Genomic DNA, 16,703 nt, shown 5'->3' on the forward strand with positions numbered 1-16,703 from the left:
GCGGGCCCCGCACGGCAGAGAGAGGGGGCGTCGATCCGCGCCCTCTAAACGGCGAGCAGCCCGGCGAGCACCGCGGCCCCCACCGCGCAGAACACCCGCATCTTCCTCCACCCCGGTCCCGAAGCCTGCCGGCTCAGCTCCCACACGAACACCAGGGCGCCCCCCAGGCCCAGCCCGCTCCTCAGCAGGAAAACGGCGGTGTGCACAGAGAGCCTCCCAGGACGTGTGAACGGACGGGAAGGCTATCCCGGGCGGCGGGCCCGAGGAGCTGCGAGCGCGTCCGCAGCGACGAGGCCGCACCGCCGCCGCTGTTCGGGCCCGTGCGGGAACGTCTGCCCGAGCAGCCGGCCCGGCCCGCCGCACGAAGGCATCTCCCGGTGGGGAATACTCTCCCGATGGGTTCACGCACTTCCCCGGTCCGCCGGCCGATCACGATACGCAGGGCCGTCGCGCGGGACGCCAAACGACTCACGCGGCTCGTGCGCGGCTCACGCGCCTACGAGGGCGAGTACGCATCCGCCGTCGCGGGCTACCGGGTCGGCCCCGACTACATCGAGGCCCACCACGCCTTCGTAGCCGTCGACGCCGCCGAGCACGAGGGCCAGGGGGGCCGGATCCTCGGCTTCTACTCCCTCGTCCTCGCACCGCCGGAGCTCGACCTGCTGTTCGTCGCCGACGACGCGCAAGGACGAGGCCTGGGACGAATGCTCGTCACACACATGCAGGCACAGGCCCGCGCCGCCGGACTCGACCGCGTCCGGGTCGTGTCGCACCGTCCCGCCGAGGACTTCTACCACCGCGTCGGTGCCGTACGCATCGGCACCGCACGCGCGAACCCGCCCGCCGTGCCGTGGGACCGCCCCGAATTCGAGTTCCGCATCCTCCCGGAATGACCCGGTCTCCCGGTCCGCAAGCCACCGGCCCCCCGAGCCGTCGGTCATCGTTCCCCGCCCGAGCCGTCGGTCATCGTCCCCCCGGCCGTCCCGCAGGGCGGCCGCCGCACCCGCCACACGATCCCGGACGGTGAGGCCGCCGCATGCGGCGCGGGCGGCCCGACGGCTGCGCGGTCCGACGGCAGCGGGCGGTCCGGGCGGCCGTCAGTCCGCACCGAAGAAGACGCGCCCGGCCTCGCGCAGCGCGTAGCAGACCAGCGCGTACCCGGCTACCGGGTCGGCCCACCACAGGCCCGCCGACGAGTTCAGCACGAGGCCCAGCAGCACGGCGGCGGCCAGCAGGCCGTCGACCAGGGTGACCCGGCCCTCCGCCGTCAGCACCGGGTTGTCCAGCGCGGCACCGGTGCGCGCCTTGCCCGCGGCGAGCGCGAACATGACCGCGGCCGTCACCGCCGTCCAGCCGATGCCCAGGGCCGAGGGGCGGGCCCGGAAGCCGGTGGCCAGTACCCAGGTGGACTGCACCAGCAGGTACACCGCCAGCAGCCCGAAGCCGAAGCCGATCAGCCGCACCGCACGCCGCCGGCGCTCCTCCCCGCTGCCGGACAGCTCCCAGACCACCACGGTGGAGGCGCCGATCTCGATCAGGGAGTCCAGGCCGAACCCGGCCAGCGCCACGGATCTCGCCGAGACCGCCGCGACGGCGAGCACCACGATGCCGATCACGTTCCAGCCCAGGGTGGCGTACTCGAGAGCGAAACCGCGGCGCAGAAGCCTCCGGCGGGCGGCGTCATCAGCTCCGATCACCGCGCGATCCTCCCCACTCCCCACCGCCCAGACCCTCCAGACCGTCCAGACCGTCCAGACCGTCCAGACCGTCCAGGATGCCGCCGCGACCGCGCGGCGGCGTGCGCGCGCCTGGCGTTCCGGCGGTCAGCAGGCGGCATTCAGCCGGAGTACACGCTGTTTCAACGTCGTTTCACCACAGTTCCGCCTCGTGCCTACTTCACACTCACGCGTCGGCGCCGCCTCGGTGTGCGCCGCGGCCGTCGCGTTCTCCGGACTGGCGGCCACCGGGCTGCTCGCCGCTCAGCCCGCGGCCGCCGCCGACCCGGCCGGCTACCAAAACGTCCGCATCAACGAGGTCACCTCCTTGGGCAACGACACCGTGGAGCTGTACAACGCCGGTTCCACCGCGGTGAGCCTCAGCGGCTGGAAGATGTCCGACGACGGCTTCTCGCCGCAGTCGTTCACCCCGTCCGCCACCACGCTCGCCGCCGGCAGGTTCGTCACCTTCAACTCGCCCAAGGGACTGGGTGACGCGGACAAGCTGGTGATCTACACCGCCGGCGGCGCGGTCGTCGACCGTGCCGAGTGGGCCACCGGCAAGGCGAAACCGGCGATGGCGCGCTGCGGCGGCGACGGCACCGGCGCGTGGACGACCACGGCCACCGCGACCACGTTCGGCGCCGCGAACGCCCCGGGCTGCCCGTCGTCCGTCCCGCCGGCGAGCCAGGTCCGGATCAACGAGGTCACCTCCGACGGCTCGGACACCGTGGAGCTGTACAACGGCGGAACAAGCGCGGTCGGCATCGGATCGTGGAAGTACGTCGACAGCGACACCGCCCACTCCCCGGTGACGATCTCGTCCTCCGCGCCGAGCGCGACGAGTATCCCGGCCGGCGGCTACGTCACGTTCGACTCCACGCTCGGTCTGGGCGACACCGACTCGCTCTTCCTCACCGACGGAAACGGCACCTCCGTCGACTCGGTGGCCTGGCCCACCGGCGGCGCCAAGCCGTCCGACGAACGCTGCGCGAACGGCACCGGCTGGTTCCGTACCTCCGCGACCGCGACGCCCGGCAGCGCCAACTCCTGCACCGGCGGCGGGGGTCAGACCGGCCGTCTGCTGGGCGGCGGCGGCGCCCTCACCAGCGGCTGCACCCCTGAGGCGCCCTCCGGCACCGGCCCGGCCCCGGCGGGCACGTCGGCGTGGCCGGGCGGCCTGGACGTCACGATCACCGACAACGTCTGCGCGTTCACCACGTCCACCGGCCCGGAGGGCCGCGACGTGAGCGGGCTGGCGTTCGACCCGGCGAACCCGTCGGTGCTGTGGGCCGCCAAGAACAAGAACTGGCTGTACAGGCTGGTCAAGAGCAACGGCACATGGGTTCCGGACCCGTCGTGGAGCGCGACGGGCAAGCAGATCCGCTTCGCGGGCGGCTCGGGCCAGCCGGACTCCGAGGGGGTGACGGTCGGCGGCAACGGCCACATCTACGTGACGTCCGAACGCGACAACGCCGACAACACGGTCCCCAAGGACACGATCATGGAGTTCGACCCGGCCGCGACCGGATCGACGCTCACCCCCCTCCACCAGTGGGACATGACCGCACAGTTCCCCCAGCTCGACACCGGCAGCAAGGACGACGCCAACCTCGGCTTCGAGGGCGTCGGTTACGTGCCCGACAGCTGGCTGACCGCGAACGGCTGGGTCGACCCGCTCACCGGCGCCCCCTACAACCCGGCGGACTACCCGCTGCACGGGTCGGGCCTGTACGCCGCCGGCCTGGAGTGGGACGGCACGCTGCACGTCTACGGCCTGAACTCCGACGGCACGTTCACCACCTTCGGCGCCGTCACGACCGGCAAGGCGTCCGTGATGGACGTGACGTTCGACGCCGGAACCCAGCGCATCGTCGCGACCTGCGACAACACCTGCGGGGAGACGCACACCTTCATGAAGGTCGACGCCGCCGGCAGGATCGTCCCGGACGTCACCTACACGAACCCGGCCGTCATGCCGACCGACAACCTGGAGGGCTTCGCGATCGCGCCCCCGTCCCCCTGCGTCGCCGGAGCCCGCGAAGCGGTCTGGAGCGACGACGGCATCCACGGCTTCGGCTCCGCGAGCTCCTCCTACGGCCACGCCCTCTACAGCGGCACCTTCCCCTGCTGACCCCTGCTGATCCCTGCTGACCCTGGCGAGCCGGAGCCTGGACCGGCAAGGCTGCCAGGGACGGCAAGGCTCCCAGGGACGGCAGGCGACGACGAAGCTCCCGGCAGCCGGCGTCACGGCCTGCCCCCGGCCTGCCGGGAGCCCGCCGTACCCGTCCTGCCGGACGATCGACTGCCGACCGGACGGGCGGCGCCGCCCAGCGATCCGGCCGATTCCAGGTGCGCCTCATCCGGAAAGCCGTGTTGCGCGGAAGAGGAGACGAACACGCCGGACAGCGCGTTTCACGCACCACGAGGAGACGGTATGGCCGATTCCACCGATCGCGAAGCCGAGTCCGTATGGGACTACCCGCGGCCGCCCGCTGTGCTGCCGGACGACCGCCTCGTCCGTGTCGAGTGCGGTGGCCAGGTGCTGGCCGAGACACGGCACGCGGTCCGGGTACTGGAGACCAGCCATCCTCCGACGTTCTACATTCCGCCGGAGGACGTCCGGTCGGATCTGCTGTTCCTCACCGAAGGCCGCACCTGGTGCGAGTGGAAAGGCAGCGCTCGCTACTGGGACGTGGTCGTCGGTGACCAGGTGCGAAGCCGGGCCGCCTGGAGCTACGCAAGCCCCGAGCCCGCGTACACGCTCCTGAAGGACTACTTCGCCTTCTACGTGAGCCGGGTCGACCGCTGCCTCGTCGGAGGCGAAGAGGTACAGGCCCAGGAGGGCGACTTCTACGGCGGCTGGATCACGAAAGAGATCCGGGGGCCCTTCAAGGGCGCCCCCGGGACCCGCGGGTGGTGAGCACCCCTCGCCCCCACCGCACAGCCCCCGGCGCACCGACCACAGACGGACAGCGACCTCATACCCGCCGCACCCCCTTCGCCTTCGCGAGCAGGCACGGCCGCCGCCCCGCCCCCGCCGCGCACGCAAGGGGAGCCGGCCGCCGGGAGGGACGGCCGGCCGGGCCCGCCGGGTCCGCCGGGTGGTGCCGGCCAGGGGTCAGGCGAGGGCGTCGCGCAGATAGGCGGGCAGCGCCTGGCGGACGGCCGGATCCGCCTTCCACCCGCGGTCGGCGAGGTGGCCGGGAGTGATGACGCACGGGCTGCCGTCACCGGTGCGGACGACGACGCGGAACGTTTCACCCCGGCTGTCCCGGCCGGCGAGATACGCGGCGAGAACGGCCCGGCCCAGCTCGGCGGGGTCCGCGCCGATCGTGGCACGGCCGAAGTCCTTGCAGATCCACACGTCGCTGAACCGCTCGTGCATCAGGATCTCCCACCGCACGCAGCCGGGCATCTCATCGCGGTACACGACCGCGATCCTCCCTCCCCGCAGCACCCTCCCGTACCCCTACCTGCGAGTACTGGCCGGAAAGCGCGCCTGTCCGCCCGGACGGTCCGGCCGCCGCGGGGCCGGGCAGGGCCACCGCGCACCCGCGGCGGCCGAGGCGCAGCACCCGTCCCGGCCCCGCACCCCGCGACGCCGGACGGCGGCTCTCACATCGGCGGGGTCCGGGTGCGCAGCCGGTCGATCTCGACGAGCACGCGATCCACCAGCGGACGCACTCGCGCCAGCAGTGCCTCGCTCCAGCTCTCCTCGGAGTAGGAGCAGTGGAGGTAGAGCCGCCTGGCGTGCTCGAGGGCGGGGCGGAGCTCGGGCGGGAGCCGGGCGAGGGCCCAGTCGGCGGCGGCGTCCTTCGGCCTGATCCGGCCGGTGGCGAGCGTGGTCCAGACGCGGGCAAGGGTCAGCAGGACGTTGCGGGTGTCGCTGTCCAGGGCGTCGAGCAGGCCGGGAAGGCCCGCCACGCTCGCCCGGACCAGGTCGGCCCGCGGCACCGGGTCGAGGACCTCCGCGAGGGGCGGCCCGGTGAGGGGACGGTCGCCGGACAGCGCCACGCCGATCAGCAGGGCCAGATCGGGCATCGGCTCCGGCTGGGGCACCTGTCCGGCCTCGTACTCGGCGCGCAGCCACTCGCCGTAGAGGAAGTCGCAGACCGGCGGATACCGCCAGGGCCGCACCTCGCACTGCACGACGACGGTGAGCTCGACCGGGCGGGCCCGGTTCCGGGAGCCGGAGATCTCCAGGAGTCCGCCGAGGAGTGCCCGCCGGTCCTGCTCGTCCATGCCCCGCCGGGCGACGACCAGCACGTCCACGTCGCTGGCCGGCCTGAGCCCTCCGAGCACCGAGGAGCCGTGCAGATAGGTGCCGATGACGTCCCGGCCCAGCACACCGTCGACCAGCCCCACGATCTCCCGAACCTGACCCACCGCACCACCCTCGCCCACCGCACCACCTTCTCCCACAGACCACAGACCACAGACCACCGGCCGCCGGCCGCACCGCATCTTCCGGCAGCCGAGACGCGGCCGCGGCCGCGGCCCGCGGTGGTTTGTTCCCCCGCCGCGGGCAGGGCAACGATCGGACCGGCTCGACAGTCGTAGCAAGCGGACACACATCGGTCTCCTGCGCCCGCCACCGACTGCCCGACTGCCCGTCTGCCCGGTGGCCGGCAGTACAGCCTGTCACCTCCCGGGAGGACTCATGAGCCGTTTCGCCGCACCGCCCAGCCGCAGACAGAACGGCGGGCGGAACCTCGCCCCGCCCATCGCCGCCGCACACGCCGGACGGCGCAGGCCCGTCGGCCGCCTCGCAAGCCGCGGCGTCCTGGTGGGGGCCGTCGCCCTCGCGCTGACGGCGGCGGCAGCCTCGGCCGGTGCCGCGCCCGGCGATCCGGTGGTCAGCGGCGTCACCGTCAACTCCGGACACGACGTCATCGTGGGCACGACGCACGACGTGCGGTTCCCGGTCACGGTCACCGGGGCGGACGATCCCGGCCTGTCCTTCGCCGACGTGGACCTGAAAGCGCCGCACGGCGGCTTCTACACCACCGACGCCTTCTGCGAGACCCCGACGGCATGCACGACGGTGTTCACCGTCAACGCCCACCCGGCTCCGGGCGGCGACGACCCGGTGGACCTGGCCAACGCCAACGCGGGAACATGGACGGTCGACGCCCTGGTCGACACCGGCGACGGCGATTCCGTATTCGCCCCCGGCGTGGGCTCGTTCAGCCTCAAACGGGCCGCGCGGCTCACCGTCGACGCCTCACCGGAACCGGTGGCCAAGGGCGCTCGTATCACCATCACCGGCAAGCTCGTCAGGGCCAACTGGGACACCTACCGGTACGCGGGATACGCGGGCCAAGCCGTCACCCTGCAATTCCGCCCGAAGAACAGCAGCACCTACACCACGGTGGCCACGGTGCACACCAGCGGCACCGGAACCCTCCGCACCACGGCCAAGGCGGTGAAAGACGGCTACTGGCGCTGGAACTTCCCCGGCACCCACACCACCGGCCCCGCCAAAGCCGCCGGCGACTACGTCGACGTACGCCCCTGACATCCCGCCACCAGCACCCCCACCCGCTCTCGCCGGCAACGGCGCCCCCGAAGGCGGCCTTCGCGTCCGTAGCGGTGGCGGGCGGCGGTGCAGTGGGGGGAGGGCTCATCTGCCGGCTCGGCTGCGCGCGGCTCCGGCGTCTCGTCCTCCCCGTCCCGGCCGGCATCCCACGCCATCGACCGCCGAAGCAATATCGGCGGGCCGAAGAGCCCGGACGCCGTGACCCAGGCCATGACCCGGATCGCGGGCTCCGGCATCCGGGGGACCAGGCACCCCCCTGCACTCCGGCCGCCTGGCCGGTACCGCCCGCCCGGCAGGCCGGCCGCGACGCGACCGCCGTCGCCGATCAGCACGGCTGGGCCCGCCACAGCCGCTCGATGCCCGGCTACGCCTTTCTCGCTGAGGCGCACTTCTCCGGCGACGTCTGGTCGGGGAGGGCGCAGCTCTTGGCGGCCCCACAGCACGACGGCGGTCAGGACCAGGCCGAGCGAGCCGAGTGGCCCCCCGACCCGCCCCGGTACGCCTGGTGAATGGGGCCGCGCCTGCCGTGACACACCTCCCGGCCCAGCCTGTCCGGAAGTTCAGTCGGGCCGCTGGGCGCGGCGACGGCGTTGGACGAGCAGCACACCGGCTCCCGTCGCCACCGCCGCAGCAGCCACGCCGGCGGCGGGCAGCGCCGAGGAGCCGGTCTCCGCGAGGTTGCCGCCAGTCGTCGTCCCGCTGTTCGCCGTCCCGCCGGTGACCGTGGAGGACGATCCGCCGTCCGAGGCATCGCCCGAGGCACCCGTCGAACCGCCTGCCGAACCGCTCGAGCCGCCAGCCGATCCATCCGAGCCGCCCACCGCCCCCTCGGAGCCCCCTGCCGACCCGGAGGAGCCCCCCGGCCCGTCCGAGCCACCGCCCGCGACGTCCAGGGTGATGTCGGCCTGGTCGTCGGCCTTGTCGGGATCGAACGGCCGGGCTTCGGTACTCAGGGCTATGGACCCCTTGGCGCCATGCACCCGCTTGTCGATGCGCAAGACGAAGGTGTAGGTCTCCCCACTGCCTTCGTAGAGCGACCGCATGCCGCACACGTACGCCCCGTCCTCGGCCCGGCAGAAGGTGCCGCGCCTGACGACCGACGTCCCGGCGGGAGGAGTGACCACCACGCGGACGGCCTCGTCCCCTTCCCTGGGCCACACCCAGGCGGGCCCGGCATTGGTGAACTTCACCTTCATCGTGACCGTGTCCCCGACGCTCCCCCTGAGCGCGGCACCCGTCACCCGATAGTCGGCCGTGTTCACCGTGGTGACGGGCACGTCCACGATGCGCGCCGACCCCACGCCCCCGCCCTGCGTCGCAACGAGCTTCACGGGCGATGCGGTCCCCGGCACCGGGTCGCTGCCGTTGTCATCGGCCCCCGGATCAGCGCTCTCGACACGCAGGCGCAGTTCGTCGTTGAGCGCGCGGTCCAGAGCCGTGACGCGCAGGGGCCTGTCGGTCGTGTAGACGGCGCCGGGTTCCACCGCCTGGTCGAACGCGCACACCGCCGTCCACCGCTCGGGCATCTCGTCGTACGGCCGCACGTGCTGCACCTGGCAGTTGGAGGGCACCTGGGCGAAGTCCAGTCCCCGGGTGACGGAGTAGGCGACCCACACCTTCTCGGCCGCCGCCGTCCCCTTGTTCGCCACGGTGGCCGAAACGTCGACGCCGTCTCCCGGCCTCAGCCCGCTGACCGGCGCAAGACCCCCGACGACCAGATCGGGAGTGTTCTCTTCACCGAAGGCCGCAGGCGCCATGGCCAGTGCCGCAAAACCTGCCGCGCCGAGGGCGGCAACACAAGACCGGAAGGTGCGACGGGCCGGTGAGAGTGTCGGCACGGAGAAATCCTTTGCTGGGGACGCGAGCGAACGAACGATGCCTCCGAGGGAACAGTCGCCGCTCGCTAGACTCCCGCCGACCCCGAACGGTTGCCCACCCGGCGCAGGGCGACCGCTGCCGACGGTGTGACGGCGCGCCGTCTTCCGGTGGGGCTGAGGCTGCGGCGCCGGGGGAGCGGGCCGGGCTTGCGAGTGGGGGAGCGGGCGCCGCGCAAGCCAGGATGTGTTCCTGGCCCCGCCGCGCCCCTGACGCGATCACATGTGGGAGACCGACCACATGCAGGCCCCGGTGCCGGTCGAGGCCGACGGCCGTACCCGCAAGCCTGCAGCACGTGGTTCACCAACCGCGCCACCAACGCCATCACTGGTGTCGCGGGCACACCCCGGCATCCGCCGCGGGAGCCGGTGCCCTAAGGAACCAGGAAGCGATCAACCTTCCGCTCCAGATCAGGGGGCAGCCCAGTCAACTTCGAGACAATCCCGCGAAGTTCTCGAACGAGTGCGGGGAACTCGGCCCACACCGAAAGATCCCTGGTGAGGACCGCGGACAGTAGATCCCCCTCGTACATGTGCCCCTCTGCCATCGGGTTCTCCCGCAGTACCTCCACTGCCAGGGGCAGGAGGTAGGGCAGGCCGATGTCCTGCCCGATCAACAAGCGCATGTCCTCGACGGTCAGCTCGCCGATCGGCCGACGCCGCAACGCGTGTGCAGCGGCGACAAGACGGGTGGCGTCGGCTGACGGCTCCGGCCAGCAGTCGCGTTCGAGCTCTGCGAGGGATCGATCACGATCCAATGCAGCTGTCGCACAAACCGCCTGCCCGAGGACTTCCGACCTCGGCTTGGCGACTCGCAGCCTTCGACAAGGCGAAGCGCTCGGCCGGGAATTCCAGCCGAGCGCTTCGCCGTGCTCCAAGCCGCAGCCAGGGTCACCTGGGCTGTGACCGCTCAAGAACCGCTTCAGGTGCCGGTTCCTCGGCGCCAGTCACAGCTCGTGGGCGGTTCAGTTGCTGCGGCGGAGGAAGTGCAGCACACCCCAGATCACGAGGGCCGCGAGGACCACGCCGATCACCAGTGCGGTGACGTCGACACCAGGCATTGTTCCGAACATGGCGTCCTCCCAGTTGTCATGGTCAGGTGAAGATTAGTTCTTCAGCGAGCCGCCGCGGAAGCCGGTCTCGTCGGCCCAGATGTGCTCGGTCGAGGACCACTCGGATGACCCGGCGAGCGGGAGGTCGACCTTTGCGGTCCAGACCGTCTCCGCGTGCGCGTTGCCGGCGGCCGAGATCCACTTGCTGACCACCGAGTGGGAGAAGCTGGAGCGCGGCACGTAGTCGTAGTGCGAGGCGCCCGCGCTGTACACCTTCGTGACCCGCGAGGTGTTGGAGTGGTAGTTCACCCAGATCTTCACCTCGGAGATCTTGATGCCGAAGAGCTTGTCGTTGACCCAGTACGAGGCCTTCCAGTCCGCCGCCTGTCCCCTGACCTGGGACACCGGCACACTGATGCCGCTCGGCGTGGTCAGCATGGTGGAGGCGGTCCGCGTCTCGTCCCCTCCCTGGTCCACAGCGGAGGCGAGCTCGGTGGGCGCCGCTCCTGATACCACGCCAGTACCGATGCCGTCATTGCCCACGAACGGCGAGGGAGGGTTGTCGAGGCCGATGGTCCCCGAGACCGCATCGTAGTTGGGGTCGACGCTCGTGCTGTCCGTCGTTCCGTTCAGGAAGGCCACGAACTTCTGAGTGGTCGACGGGTCCTTGATGTAGTTCAGGAACTTGGTCTGCTTGTCGGCGGAGAGCTTGCTGAAGCCGTTCAGCGTCGGGATGGCGTTGGCGTCGCCGGCGTCGATCTGGGCCTTCAGCCAGGCCTCGTACGCGGCGGGAGACGCCGTCGGACTGGCGATGATCGACGCCTGGCTCGCTGGTGCCGCCGCCACCAGAGCAGCGGCAGCGAACGTGGTGGTGACCAGACCAGTGACAGCCGATCTGACGGAGAAAGTGCGGTGCATTGAGAGTGTCCCCCCTGAAGGTCGAAGAGCAAGACGCGGAAATGGTCCATGGTCAGTGGCCGGCCCGCGGCGCCGTCCTGCTGGTCCTGCCGTTCGGCGCGAAGTTGATGTTGGTCAACTTCCGAAAGATTGACAAGTCATAACCCCAGGTCCCAGAGGTATATTTGAGGTTGCGTCAGACACGGAGCGCGAAACGTGGAACTGGAGGCTCTGCGTCCGCGCAGAAGGCGCACCTTCGCCACGAGGACGGCAAAGATCGCAGGACCGTGGCGGGTTGCCCACGGCCGGTAGGGGTCGTCGAGCCGTTTGAGGACGAACACCTTCCTGCCGTGGTCCCGCGCCCCGCGCCGACCGCGCTGGGGCCACGGTCGCGTCGGTTGATCGTCGCGGCTCGGGGTAGCGAAGCGGCATGGCAACCCAGAACAGCTCCGCCTCTGCCGGCGGCCGGCTTCAGCCCGGGATCGACGTCCCGGCCCTCACCGCCGTCCTCGACGGCGAGTACGCCGGGATCCGGGACCTCGTCCGGACCAACCTGGTCACCCATGCCGCCGTCCTCGACGAGGCCGACGCGCTCGGCATCGACGCGTTCCGCGAGCGGGTCCGCGATGTCGTCGTCCAGTTGGCCGCGACCGGTCAGACCGGCATGGGCTTCCCCGGCGCGTACGGCGGCGGCGACGACGTCGGCGCGTCGATCGCCGCCTTCGAGACCCTGGCATTCGGCGACCTCTCCGTCCTCGTGAAGGTCGGCGTCCAGTTCGGGCTCTTCGGCGGAGCCATCCTGCATCTGGGCACCGACCACCACCACAAGACCTACCTGCCCCGCCTGGTCACCGGAGAGCTGATGGGCTGCTTCGCCATGACCGAGGTGGGCCACGGTTCCAACGTCCAGGCGCTCGGCACCATCGCCCGCTACGACCCCGAGAACCGGGAGTTCGTCCTCACCACTCCCGACGACCAAGCCCGCAAGGACTACATAGGCAACGCCGCCCGCCACGCCGAACTCGCCGTCGTCTTCGCCCAGCTGGAGGTGGACGGCCGGACCGAGGGAGTCCACGCCTTCGTCGTTCCCCTGCGGTCGGACGGCCGGGTCCTGCCCGGTGTCGCCATAGAGGACGACGGCCGGAAGATGGGCCTCAACGGCGTCGACAACGGACGCATCCGCTTCGACGGGGTACGCGTCCCCCGCGAGGCGCTCCTCGACCGCTTCGCCCAGGTCACCCCCGAAGGTCGCTATGAGAGCGCCATCGAGAACCCCGACCGACGCTTCTTCACCATGCTCGGCACCCTCGTGCAGGGCCGAGTCAGCGTTGCCGGAGCCGGAGTCAGCGTCGCCAAGGTCGCACTGGCGGTCGCCACCAGGTATGCCGACCGGCGGCGCCAGTTCACATCGTCCCGGGACACCGAGGAACAGGTACTCCTCGACTACGGCCTCCACCAGCGCCGGCTGCTCCCCCTCCTCGCCCGCACCTACGCGCTGCACTTCGCCCAGGACGTCGTACGAGCCCAGTTGCACGAGGTCTTCTCCAGCATCGAAAACGACCCGCAGGCACGGCGCCGCCTTGAGTCGCGAGCCGCCGGCATCAAGGCACTCGCCACCTGGCACGCCACCCGCGTCGTCCAGGAGTGCCGCGAGGCGTGCGGCGGCGCGGGCTACCTTGCCCGGAACCGCTTCGCCGCCCTCAAACGGGACAGCGACGTCTTCACCACCTTCGAGGGCGACAACCACGTGCTCCTCCAGCTCGTGGCCAAGGGCCTGCTCACCGACCACGCGACCGAGTTCGAGGACCTCGACCAGCTCGGTATGGTCCGCTACGTCACCGGCCTCGCCGTCGAGACCGTCATCGAGCGGACCTCGGCGCACAAACTCCTCGAACGTGTCCGCGACCTGCTGCCCGGGGGTGACGCATGGGACCGGGAAGCTGGACTCCTCGACTCGGAGTACCACCTCGCCATGGTCCGCTTCCGCGAGGAGCACATGCTCGCCGGCCTCGCCCGCCGCATGAAGCGCGGCATCCAGCAGGACGAGCCCGGCAAGGTCTTCTCGCTGATCCAGGACCACGTCATCGCCCTCGCCCGGGCCCACGTCGAACGACTGGTCACGGAAGCCTTCGTCGACAAGGTGCGGGCTCTTCCCGAAGGCACCGAGAAGGATGCCCTGGGCCTGCTGTGCGACCTGTTCGCGCTCTCGACCATCGAAGCCGACCGCGCCTGGTTCATGGAACACGGCCGGCTGACCGTCCAGCGGTCCAAGGCGATCAGCCGCGAGGTGAACGACCTCTGCCGCAAGGTGCGCCCCCTCGCCGTCGACCTCGTCGACGCCTGGGGCATCCCGGCTCCTGTCCTGCGAGCACCGGACCTGGTCGGCCCCGCCGACTGACGGCAGGAACGAGCAGCGCGACGACGACGGCTGCGGATCACCTGGACGGCCGGGTCTACGGCCTCAGCTGCACGACGTTCTCGGTCCTCACCGCCCCTGCCGGGTGCATCGCGTGCCCGGTTTGCCGCCCGCGTGCGGTGACGCCCTGGTCCGCCTGGCCGTCTCTGGCGTTGGGCTATCGGTGGTCGGCTGGAGGACTGTCCTGCCCAGTAGATGCATTCGGCATATGCCGTGGTCACTCGAATTGGTGTTCCGGGAGGCCGTACCTGCTGGTGGGCGGGCGTGGCCTGGTAGCACTCGGTCTGGATGAATCTGGTGCTGCCTCTTCGAAGGGAAATGCCCGATGGCTGTTCTTTCGGTTCGTCGCGTGCGGCCTCTGGCTTGTGTCGGGGTCGCCGTCGCGGCTGCTGTCCTGCCCGTGGTGTCGGCTGCTCCCGCCGGCGCCACGACTCAGGAGGCGCATGTCTCGTACATCGAGCGGGATGGCTGGGGGAACATCAAGTACGACGTGCGCTTCAACGGCACGGTCCGGTCCGACGGTCCGACCCGGTATGTGATTCAGGGGGTGCTGGACGCCTACTGTCACAACAGCACGATCACCGGTCAGTCCATCACGTTCGGCTATGGGCCCTCGAAGAACGGCTGGCAGTACAAGAGTTACTGGTGCACCGACGCGCCCGTGAAGATCAACATTGAGGGAAGCCGGTCCGCCGGTGACAGTGTCGACCTGATCGTCGGTGCTACCAGCGGCGTGTTCAACACCTACAACTACGGCAGCAAGCAAACCTTCGACATCGGCACTGACTGACCCACACTGACCCCTCCCGCGCAGGAGCCGGCACGCACGCTGCACCTCGGCCGGCATGTGCCGGGCAGCCTTTCACCATCGAACCTGTCAATGCGGCCATGGCGGGTACACGGGCACCATGATCTTCTTCAGCAACCGGATCGGTTGTCTCGGTTCCCTGCTCATCAGCGCGGTAGTGACCGCTGTCCTCTTCATGATCTTCGCGCGCTGATTCAGCTCCTCAGGTTCAGCGCATGCCGATGGCGGCGAGCTGTTCGACACGCTCCGGTGTGAGCGCCGCGGCTCTGGAGCGTTGGTTGTTGACCCATGCTCCTCGTCGCAGGTGGTGTTCTTCCGCCCCCTCACCCCCGCCCCCTCACCTCCGGCCTCGCGGCCGCAGGCCTCGAGGCGGCGGTGAGGTTGAGGGTTCACACCAACTGGGGCCACCATCGCGGACACCGCCGCTTGCCCCCTGCCGGCGGCGGCGGATGACACCGGCCCGTCGGCGTCCAACGTGTCGGTGGGTCATGGTCAAGGCTTGGTGAGCTGCGAGGCGCTCCTTGCCGGCAGGGGCGAGAAGCCCGGTTGTCTGGTTGCTCAGTTGTTCCAGGTTTCGTCGTAGGGGTCGTGGGGCGTTGGCGCGGGCTTGGCTTCGGTGACCTGGAGGAAGGGGATCGGGCCGTTGTTCACAGGGTCCCGAGTCCGTTTTGCGGTGTACCTGCCTGTCACCTCCAGCCATGCGTTCGGCTGTAGGACGGGCGGGATGTTGCCGGTAAGGCCGATCTTCACTGGCTGGGCGTCCGCGGCACAGCAGTTGAGAGCCATGCGGACGAGGTAGGGGGCCCCCGAGCGGGCCACGGCGACGAATCCGGTGATCCGCACGCTGCGGCCTTTCAAGGAATGGCCGTGGTCGTAGTACGCGCGGCCCGCGTAGTCGACCAGGCTGATCGGTACGGGGGCGCCGGTGGGCAGTTTCGCATAGCCGTACGGTGGCTGCAGGGCTGTACCGGTGCGCATCGCGCTGTAGGAGCCCAGGGCCGGCGGGGCCACCAGCATGAGGGCGAAGAGAGGGAGGACGAGGAGCCAGGAGATGAGAGGCTCGCGGTGGGCGTGCTCCCGGGCCTCGTCATCGGTGCAGACCTCTTGCTCATTGCGACGCGCGCGCTTCCACTCGTACCAGGCTGTCATCAGAGCAGTCACGGCCAGGAGCGTCCCGGCCCCAAGCAGCAACGGGCGCAGGCCCGCTTTGACGTAGCGCAGGTACAGGTCGGTGAGGCCCGCGTGCAGCAGGGCGACGCCGATCAGGAGCAGGACCGCCGCCTGTGCCTGCCGGTTCACAGCAGCACCGTCCCGGTCAGCACCGCTCCCGCGACGGCGAGGGCGAAAGTGGTGGGGGCGAAGCGCAGCGCGAAGCCGCGGCCGAAGGTGCCCGCCTGCATCGCGAACAGCTTCAGGTCGATCATCGGGCCGACCACCAGGAACGTCAGTCTGGCCGTCAGTGAGAACTGGGTCAGCGACGCCACCACGAACGCGTCGGCCTCCGAGCAGATCGACAGCACTACGGCGAGGACCGCCAGAGCCAGGACCGCAAGTACCGGATTGCCGGCCGCCGTGCGCAGCCAGCTCGCCGGAGCCGCTGTCTTCAGAGTGGCCGCGGCCGTTGCGCCGAGGACCAGGAAGCCGCCCGCGTGCATCGTGTCGTGCCGGACCGACCCCCAGAACCTCTCTCCCTTGCTCTGGCCGGTGTGTTCCGTGTGTGAGGGCAGGCGCAGCCAGTCGGTGCGGCCGAGGCGCTGCCACAACCAGCCCATCACACAGGCCACCAGCAGACTCGCCAGGAAGCGGGCCAGTACCATCCGCGGGTCGCGTGGGAAGGCGACGGCCGTGGCTGTCAGGACGATCGGGTTGATCGCCGGGGCGGACAGCAGGAAGGCGAGCGCCGCGGCCGGTGTGACACCACGCCTCACCAGTGCGCCGGCCACCGGCACGGACGCGCACTCACAGCCAGGCAGGACCGCACCCGCCACACCTGCGACCGGAACGGCGAGGGCGGTACGGCCTGGGAGGGCGCGGGCGAAGAACGAGGGCGGTACGAAAACGGCTATCGCCGCCGACAGCAGAGCGCCGAACACGAGAAACGGCAGCGCTTGGACCACCATCGCGACGAACACCGTCATCCAGCTCTGCATCACCGGGGTGGCCAGCGCCCGGCGGATCGGGCCCTGCATGCCGACAACGACGAGCAGGAGCACGGTCAGGGCGAGGGAGGAGTTGAAGTGCCACCCCTCCTGGCCTCGTCGGCCGGGCTCCCCGCCGGCCTGCGGTTGCCGAGTCCGGGACATCGGCCCGGGCGGGGCGGCTTTGCTGATGGCCACGGGTGAGCTACCTCCGGCAAGGTCGTGCGAAGGTAAGTGCCTTCTCCTTCCATACGGCCGCTG

16 protein-coding genes are annotated in these 16,703 nt (G+C 70.7%); 6 read left to right on the top strand and 10 right to left on the bottom strand.

The features are described 5' to 3' along the window. Nucleotides 1-44: 44 nt before the first annotated feature. Entirely contained in the window at nucleotides 45-206 is a 162-nt protein-coding gene (locus ACFYU0_RS31640; protein ID WP_351672212.1) for a hypothetical protein, read from the bottom strand. Nucleotides 207-395: 189 nt separating this feature from the next. Between ACFYU0_RS31640 and ACFYU0_RS31645 the strand changes: the two genes are divergently transcribed. Continuing rightward, on the top strand, nucleotides 396-893 hold the full coding sequence (locus ACFYU0_RS31645; RefSeq protein WP_351672214.1) for a GNAT family N-acetyltransferase: 498 nt from the start codon (nucleotides 396-398) through the stop codon (nucleotides 891-893). A gap of 204 nt (nucleotides 894-1,097) precedes the next feature. On the opposite strand, the gene ACFYU0_RS31650 is transcribed toward ACFYU0_RS31645, so the two are convergent. Next, nucleotides 1,098-1,697: a cation transporter gene (locus tag ACFYU0_RS31650; RefSeq protein WP_389305612.1), complete on the bottom strand. Its 600-nt coding sequence runs from the start codon at nucleotides 1,695-1,697 to the stop codon at nucleotides 1,098-1,100. Between the two features lie 190 nt (nucleotides 1,698-1,887). On the opposite strand from ACFYU0_RS31650, the gene ACFYU0_RS31655 reads away from it, so the two are divergent. Beyond that, a complete protein-coding gene (locus ACFYU0_RS31655) occupies nucleotides 1,888-3,849 on the top strand; it encodes a lamin tail domain-containing protein (protein WP_389305614.1) in 1,962 nt (653 codons plus the stop codon). A 303-nt stretch (nucleotides 3,850-4,152) separates the two neighbouring features. Beyond that, the gene (locus ACFYU0_RS31660) at nucleotides 4,153-4,638 is read left to right on the top strand and encodes a DUF427 domain-containing protein (protein WP_389305616.1); all 486 of its coding nucleotides are present in this window, start codon (nucleotides 4,153-4,155) and stop codon (nucleotides 4,636-4,638) included. Nucleotides 4,639-4,836: 198 nt separating this feature from the next. Here ACFYU0_RS31660 and ACFYU0_RS31665 read toward each other — a convergent pair whose 3' ends face one another. Next, nucleotides 4,837-5,148: a hypothetical protein gene (locus ACFYU0_RS31665; RefSeq protein ID WP_351672222.1), complete on the bottom strand. Its 312-nt coding sequence runs from the start codon at nucleotides 5,146-5,148 to the stop codon at nucleotides 4,837-4,839. Between the two features lie 185 nt (nucleotides 5,149-5,333). Beyond that, nucleotides 5,334-6,104 carry an aminoglycoside adenylyltransferase family protein gene (locus tag ACFYU0_RS31670; protein WP_389305618.1) on the bottom strand — a complete coding sequence of 257 codons (771 nt, stop codon included), beginning with the start codon at nucleotides 6,102-6,104 and terminating at the stop codon, nucleotides 5,334-5,336. Between the two features lie 274 nt (nucleotides 6,105-6,378). Here ACFYU0_RS31670 and ACFYU0_RS31675 point away from each other — a divergent pair, with 274 nt between their 5' ends. Continuing rightward, nucleotides 6,379-7,236 (top strand): calcium-binding protein, encoded by an 858-nt coding sequence (locus ACFYU0_RS31675; protein ID WP_389305620.1) that lies wholly within the window; start codon nucleotides 6,379-6,381, stop codon nucleotides 7,234-7,236. 581 nt (nucleotides 7,237-7,817) lie between these two features. Here the strand turns inward: ACFYU0_RS31675 and ACFYU0_RS31680 are convergent. The 3 genes from ACFYU0_RS31680 to ACFYU0_RS31690 all read right to left on the bottom strand — a co-directional run bounded on the left by ACFYU0_RS31680 (nucleotide 7,818) and on the right by ACFYU0_RS31690 (nucleotide 11,101). Further along, nucleotides 7,818-9,095 carry a hypothetical protein gene (locus ACFYU0_RS31680; RefSeq protein WP_389305622.1) on the bottom strand — a complete coding sequence of 426 codons (1,278 nt, stop codon included), beginning with the start codon at nucleotides 9,093-9,095 and terminating at the stop codon, nucleotides 7,818-7,820. Nucleotides 9,096-9,505: 410 nt separating this feature from the next. Further along, nucleotides 9,506-10,009, bottom strand: a complete 504-nt coding sequence (locus ACFYU0_RS31685) for a contact-dependent growth inhibition system immunity protein (RefSeq protein ID WP_389305624.1) — start codon at nucleotides 10,007-10,009, stop codon at nucleotides 9,506-9,508. 228 nt (nucleotides 10,010-10,237) lie between these two features. Then, nucleotides 10,238-11,101, bottom strand: a complete 864-nt coding sequence (locus ACFYU0_RS31690) for a hypothetical protein (RefSeq protein WP_351672231.1) — start codon at nucleotides 11,099-11,101, stop codon at nucleotides 10,238-10,240. 409 nt (nucleotides 11,102-11,510) lie between these two features. Here ACFYU0_RS31690 and ACFYU0_RS31695 point away from each other — a divergent pair, with 409 nt between their 5' ends. Then, nucleotides 11,511-13,478: an acyl-CoA dehydrogenase gene (locus ACFYU0_RS31695; protein ID WP_389305627.1), complete on the top strand. Its 1,968-nt coding sequence runs from the start codon at nucleotides 11,511-11,513 to the stop codon at nucleotides 13,476-13,478. 343 nt (nucleotides 13,479-13,821) lie between these two features. Then, nucleotides 13,822-14,286 (top strand): hypothetical protein, encoded by a 465-nt coding sequence (locus tag ACFYU0_RS31700; RefSeq protein ID WP_351672235.1) that lies wholly within the window; start codon nucleotides 13,822-13,824, stop codon nucleotides 14,284-14,286. 226 nt (nucleotides 14,287-14,512) lie between these two features. Here the strand turns inward: ACFYU0_RS31700 and ACFYU0_RS31705 are convergent, their stop codons facing one another. The 3 genes from ACFYU0_RS31705 to ACFYU0_RS31715 form a co-directional block, all read right to left on the bottom strand. After that, nucleotides 14,513-14,608 (bottom strand): helicase associated domain-containing protein, encoded by a 96-nt coding sequence (locus ACFYU0_RS31705; RefSeq protein WP_389305657.1) that lies wholly within the window; start codon nucleotides 14,606-14,608, stop codon nucleotides 14,513-14,515. Nucleotides 14,609-14,862: 254 nt separating this feature from the next. After that, nucleotides 14,863-15,603 carry a TIGR03943 family putative permease subunit gene (locus tag ACFYU0_RS31710; RefSeq protein ID WP_389305629.1) on the bottom strand — a complete coding sequence of 247 codons (741 nt, stop codon included), beginning with the start codon at nucleotides 15,601-15,603 and terminating at the stop codon, nucleotides 14,863-14,865. Continuing rightward, the gene (locus ACFYU0_RS31715; RefSeq protein WP_389305631.1) at nucleotides 15,600-16,640 is read right to left on the bottom strand and encodes a permease; all 1,041 of its coding nucleotides are present in this window, start codon (nucleotides 16,638-16,640) and stop codon (nucleotides 15,600-15,602) included. The genes ACFYU0_RS31710 and ACFYU0_RS31715 overlap by 4 nt, the downstream gene beginning before the upstream one ends. Between the last annotated feature and the right edge of the window lie 63 nt (nucleotides 16,641-16,703).

The sequence above is a fragment of the Streptomyces sp. NPDC003720 genome (genome assembly GCF_042875075.1).
Taxonomy (GTDB): Bacteria; Actinomycetota; Actinomycetes; order Streptomycetales; family Streptomycetaceae; genus Streptomyces.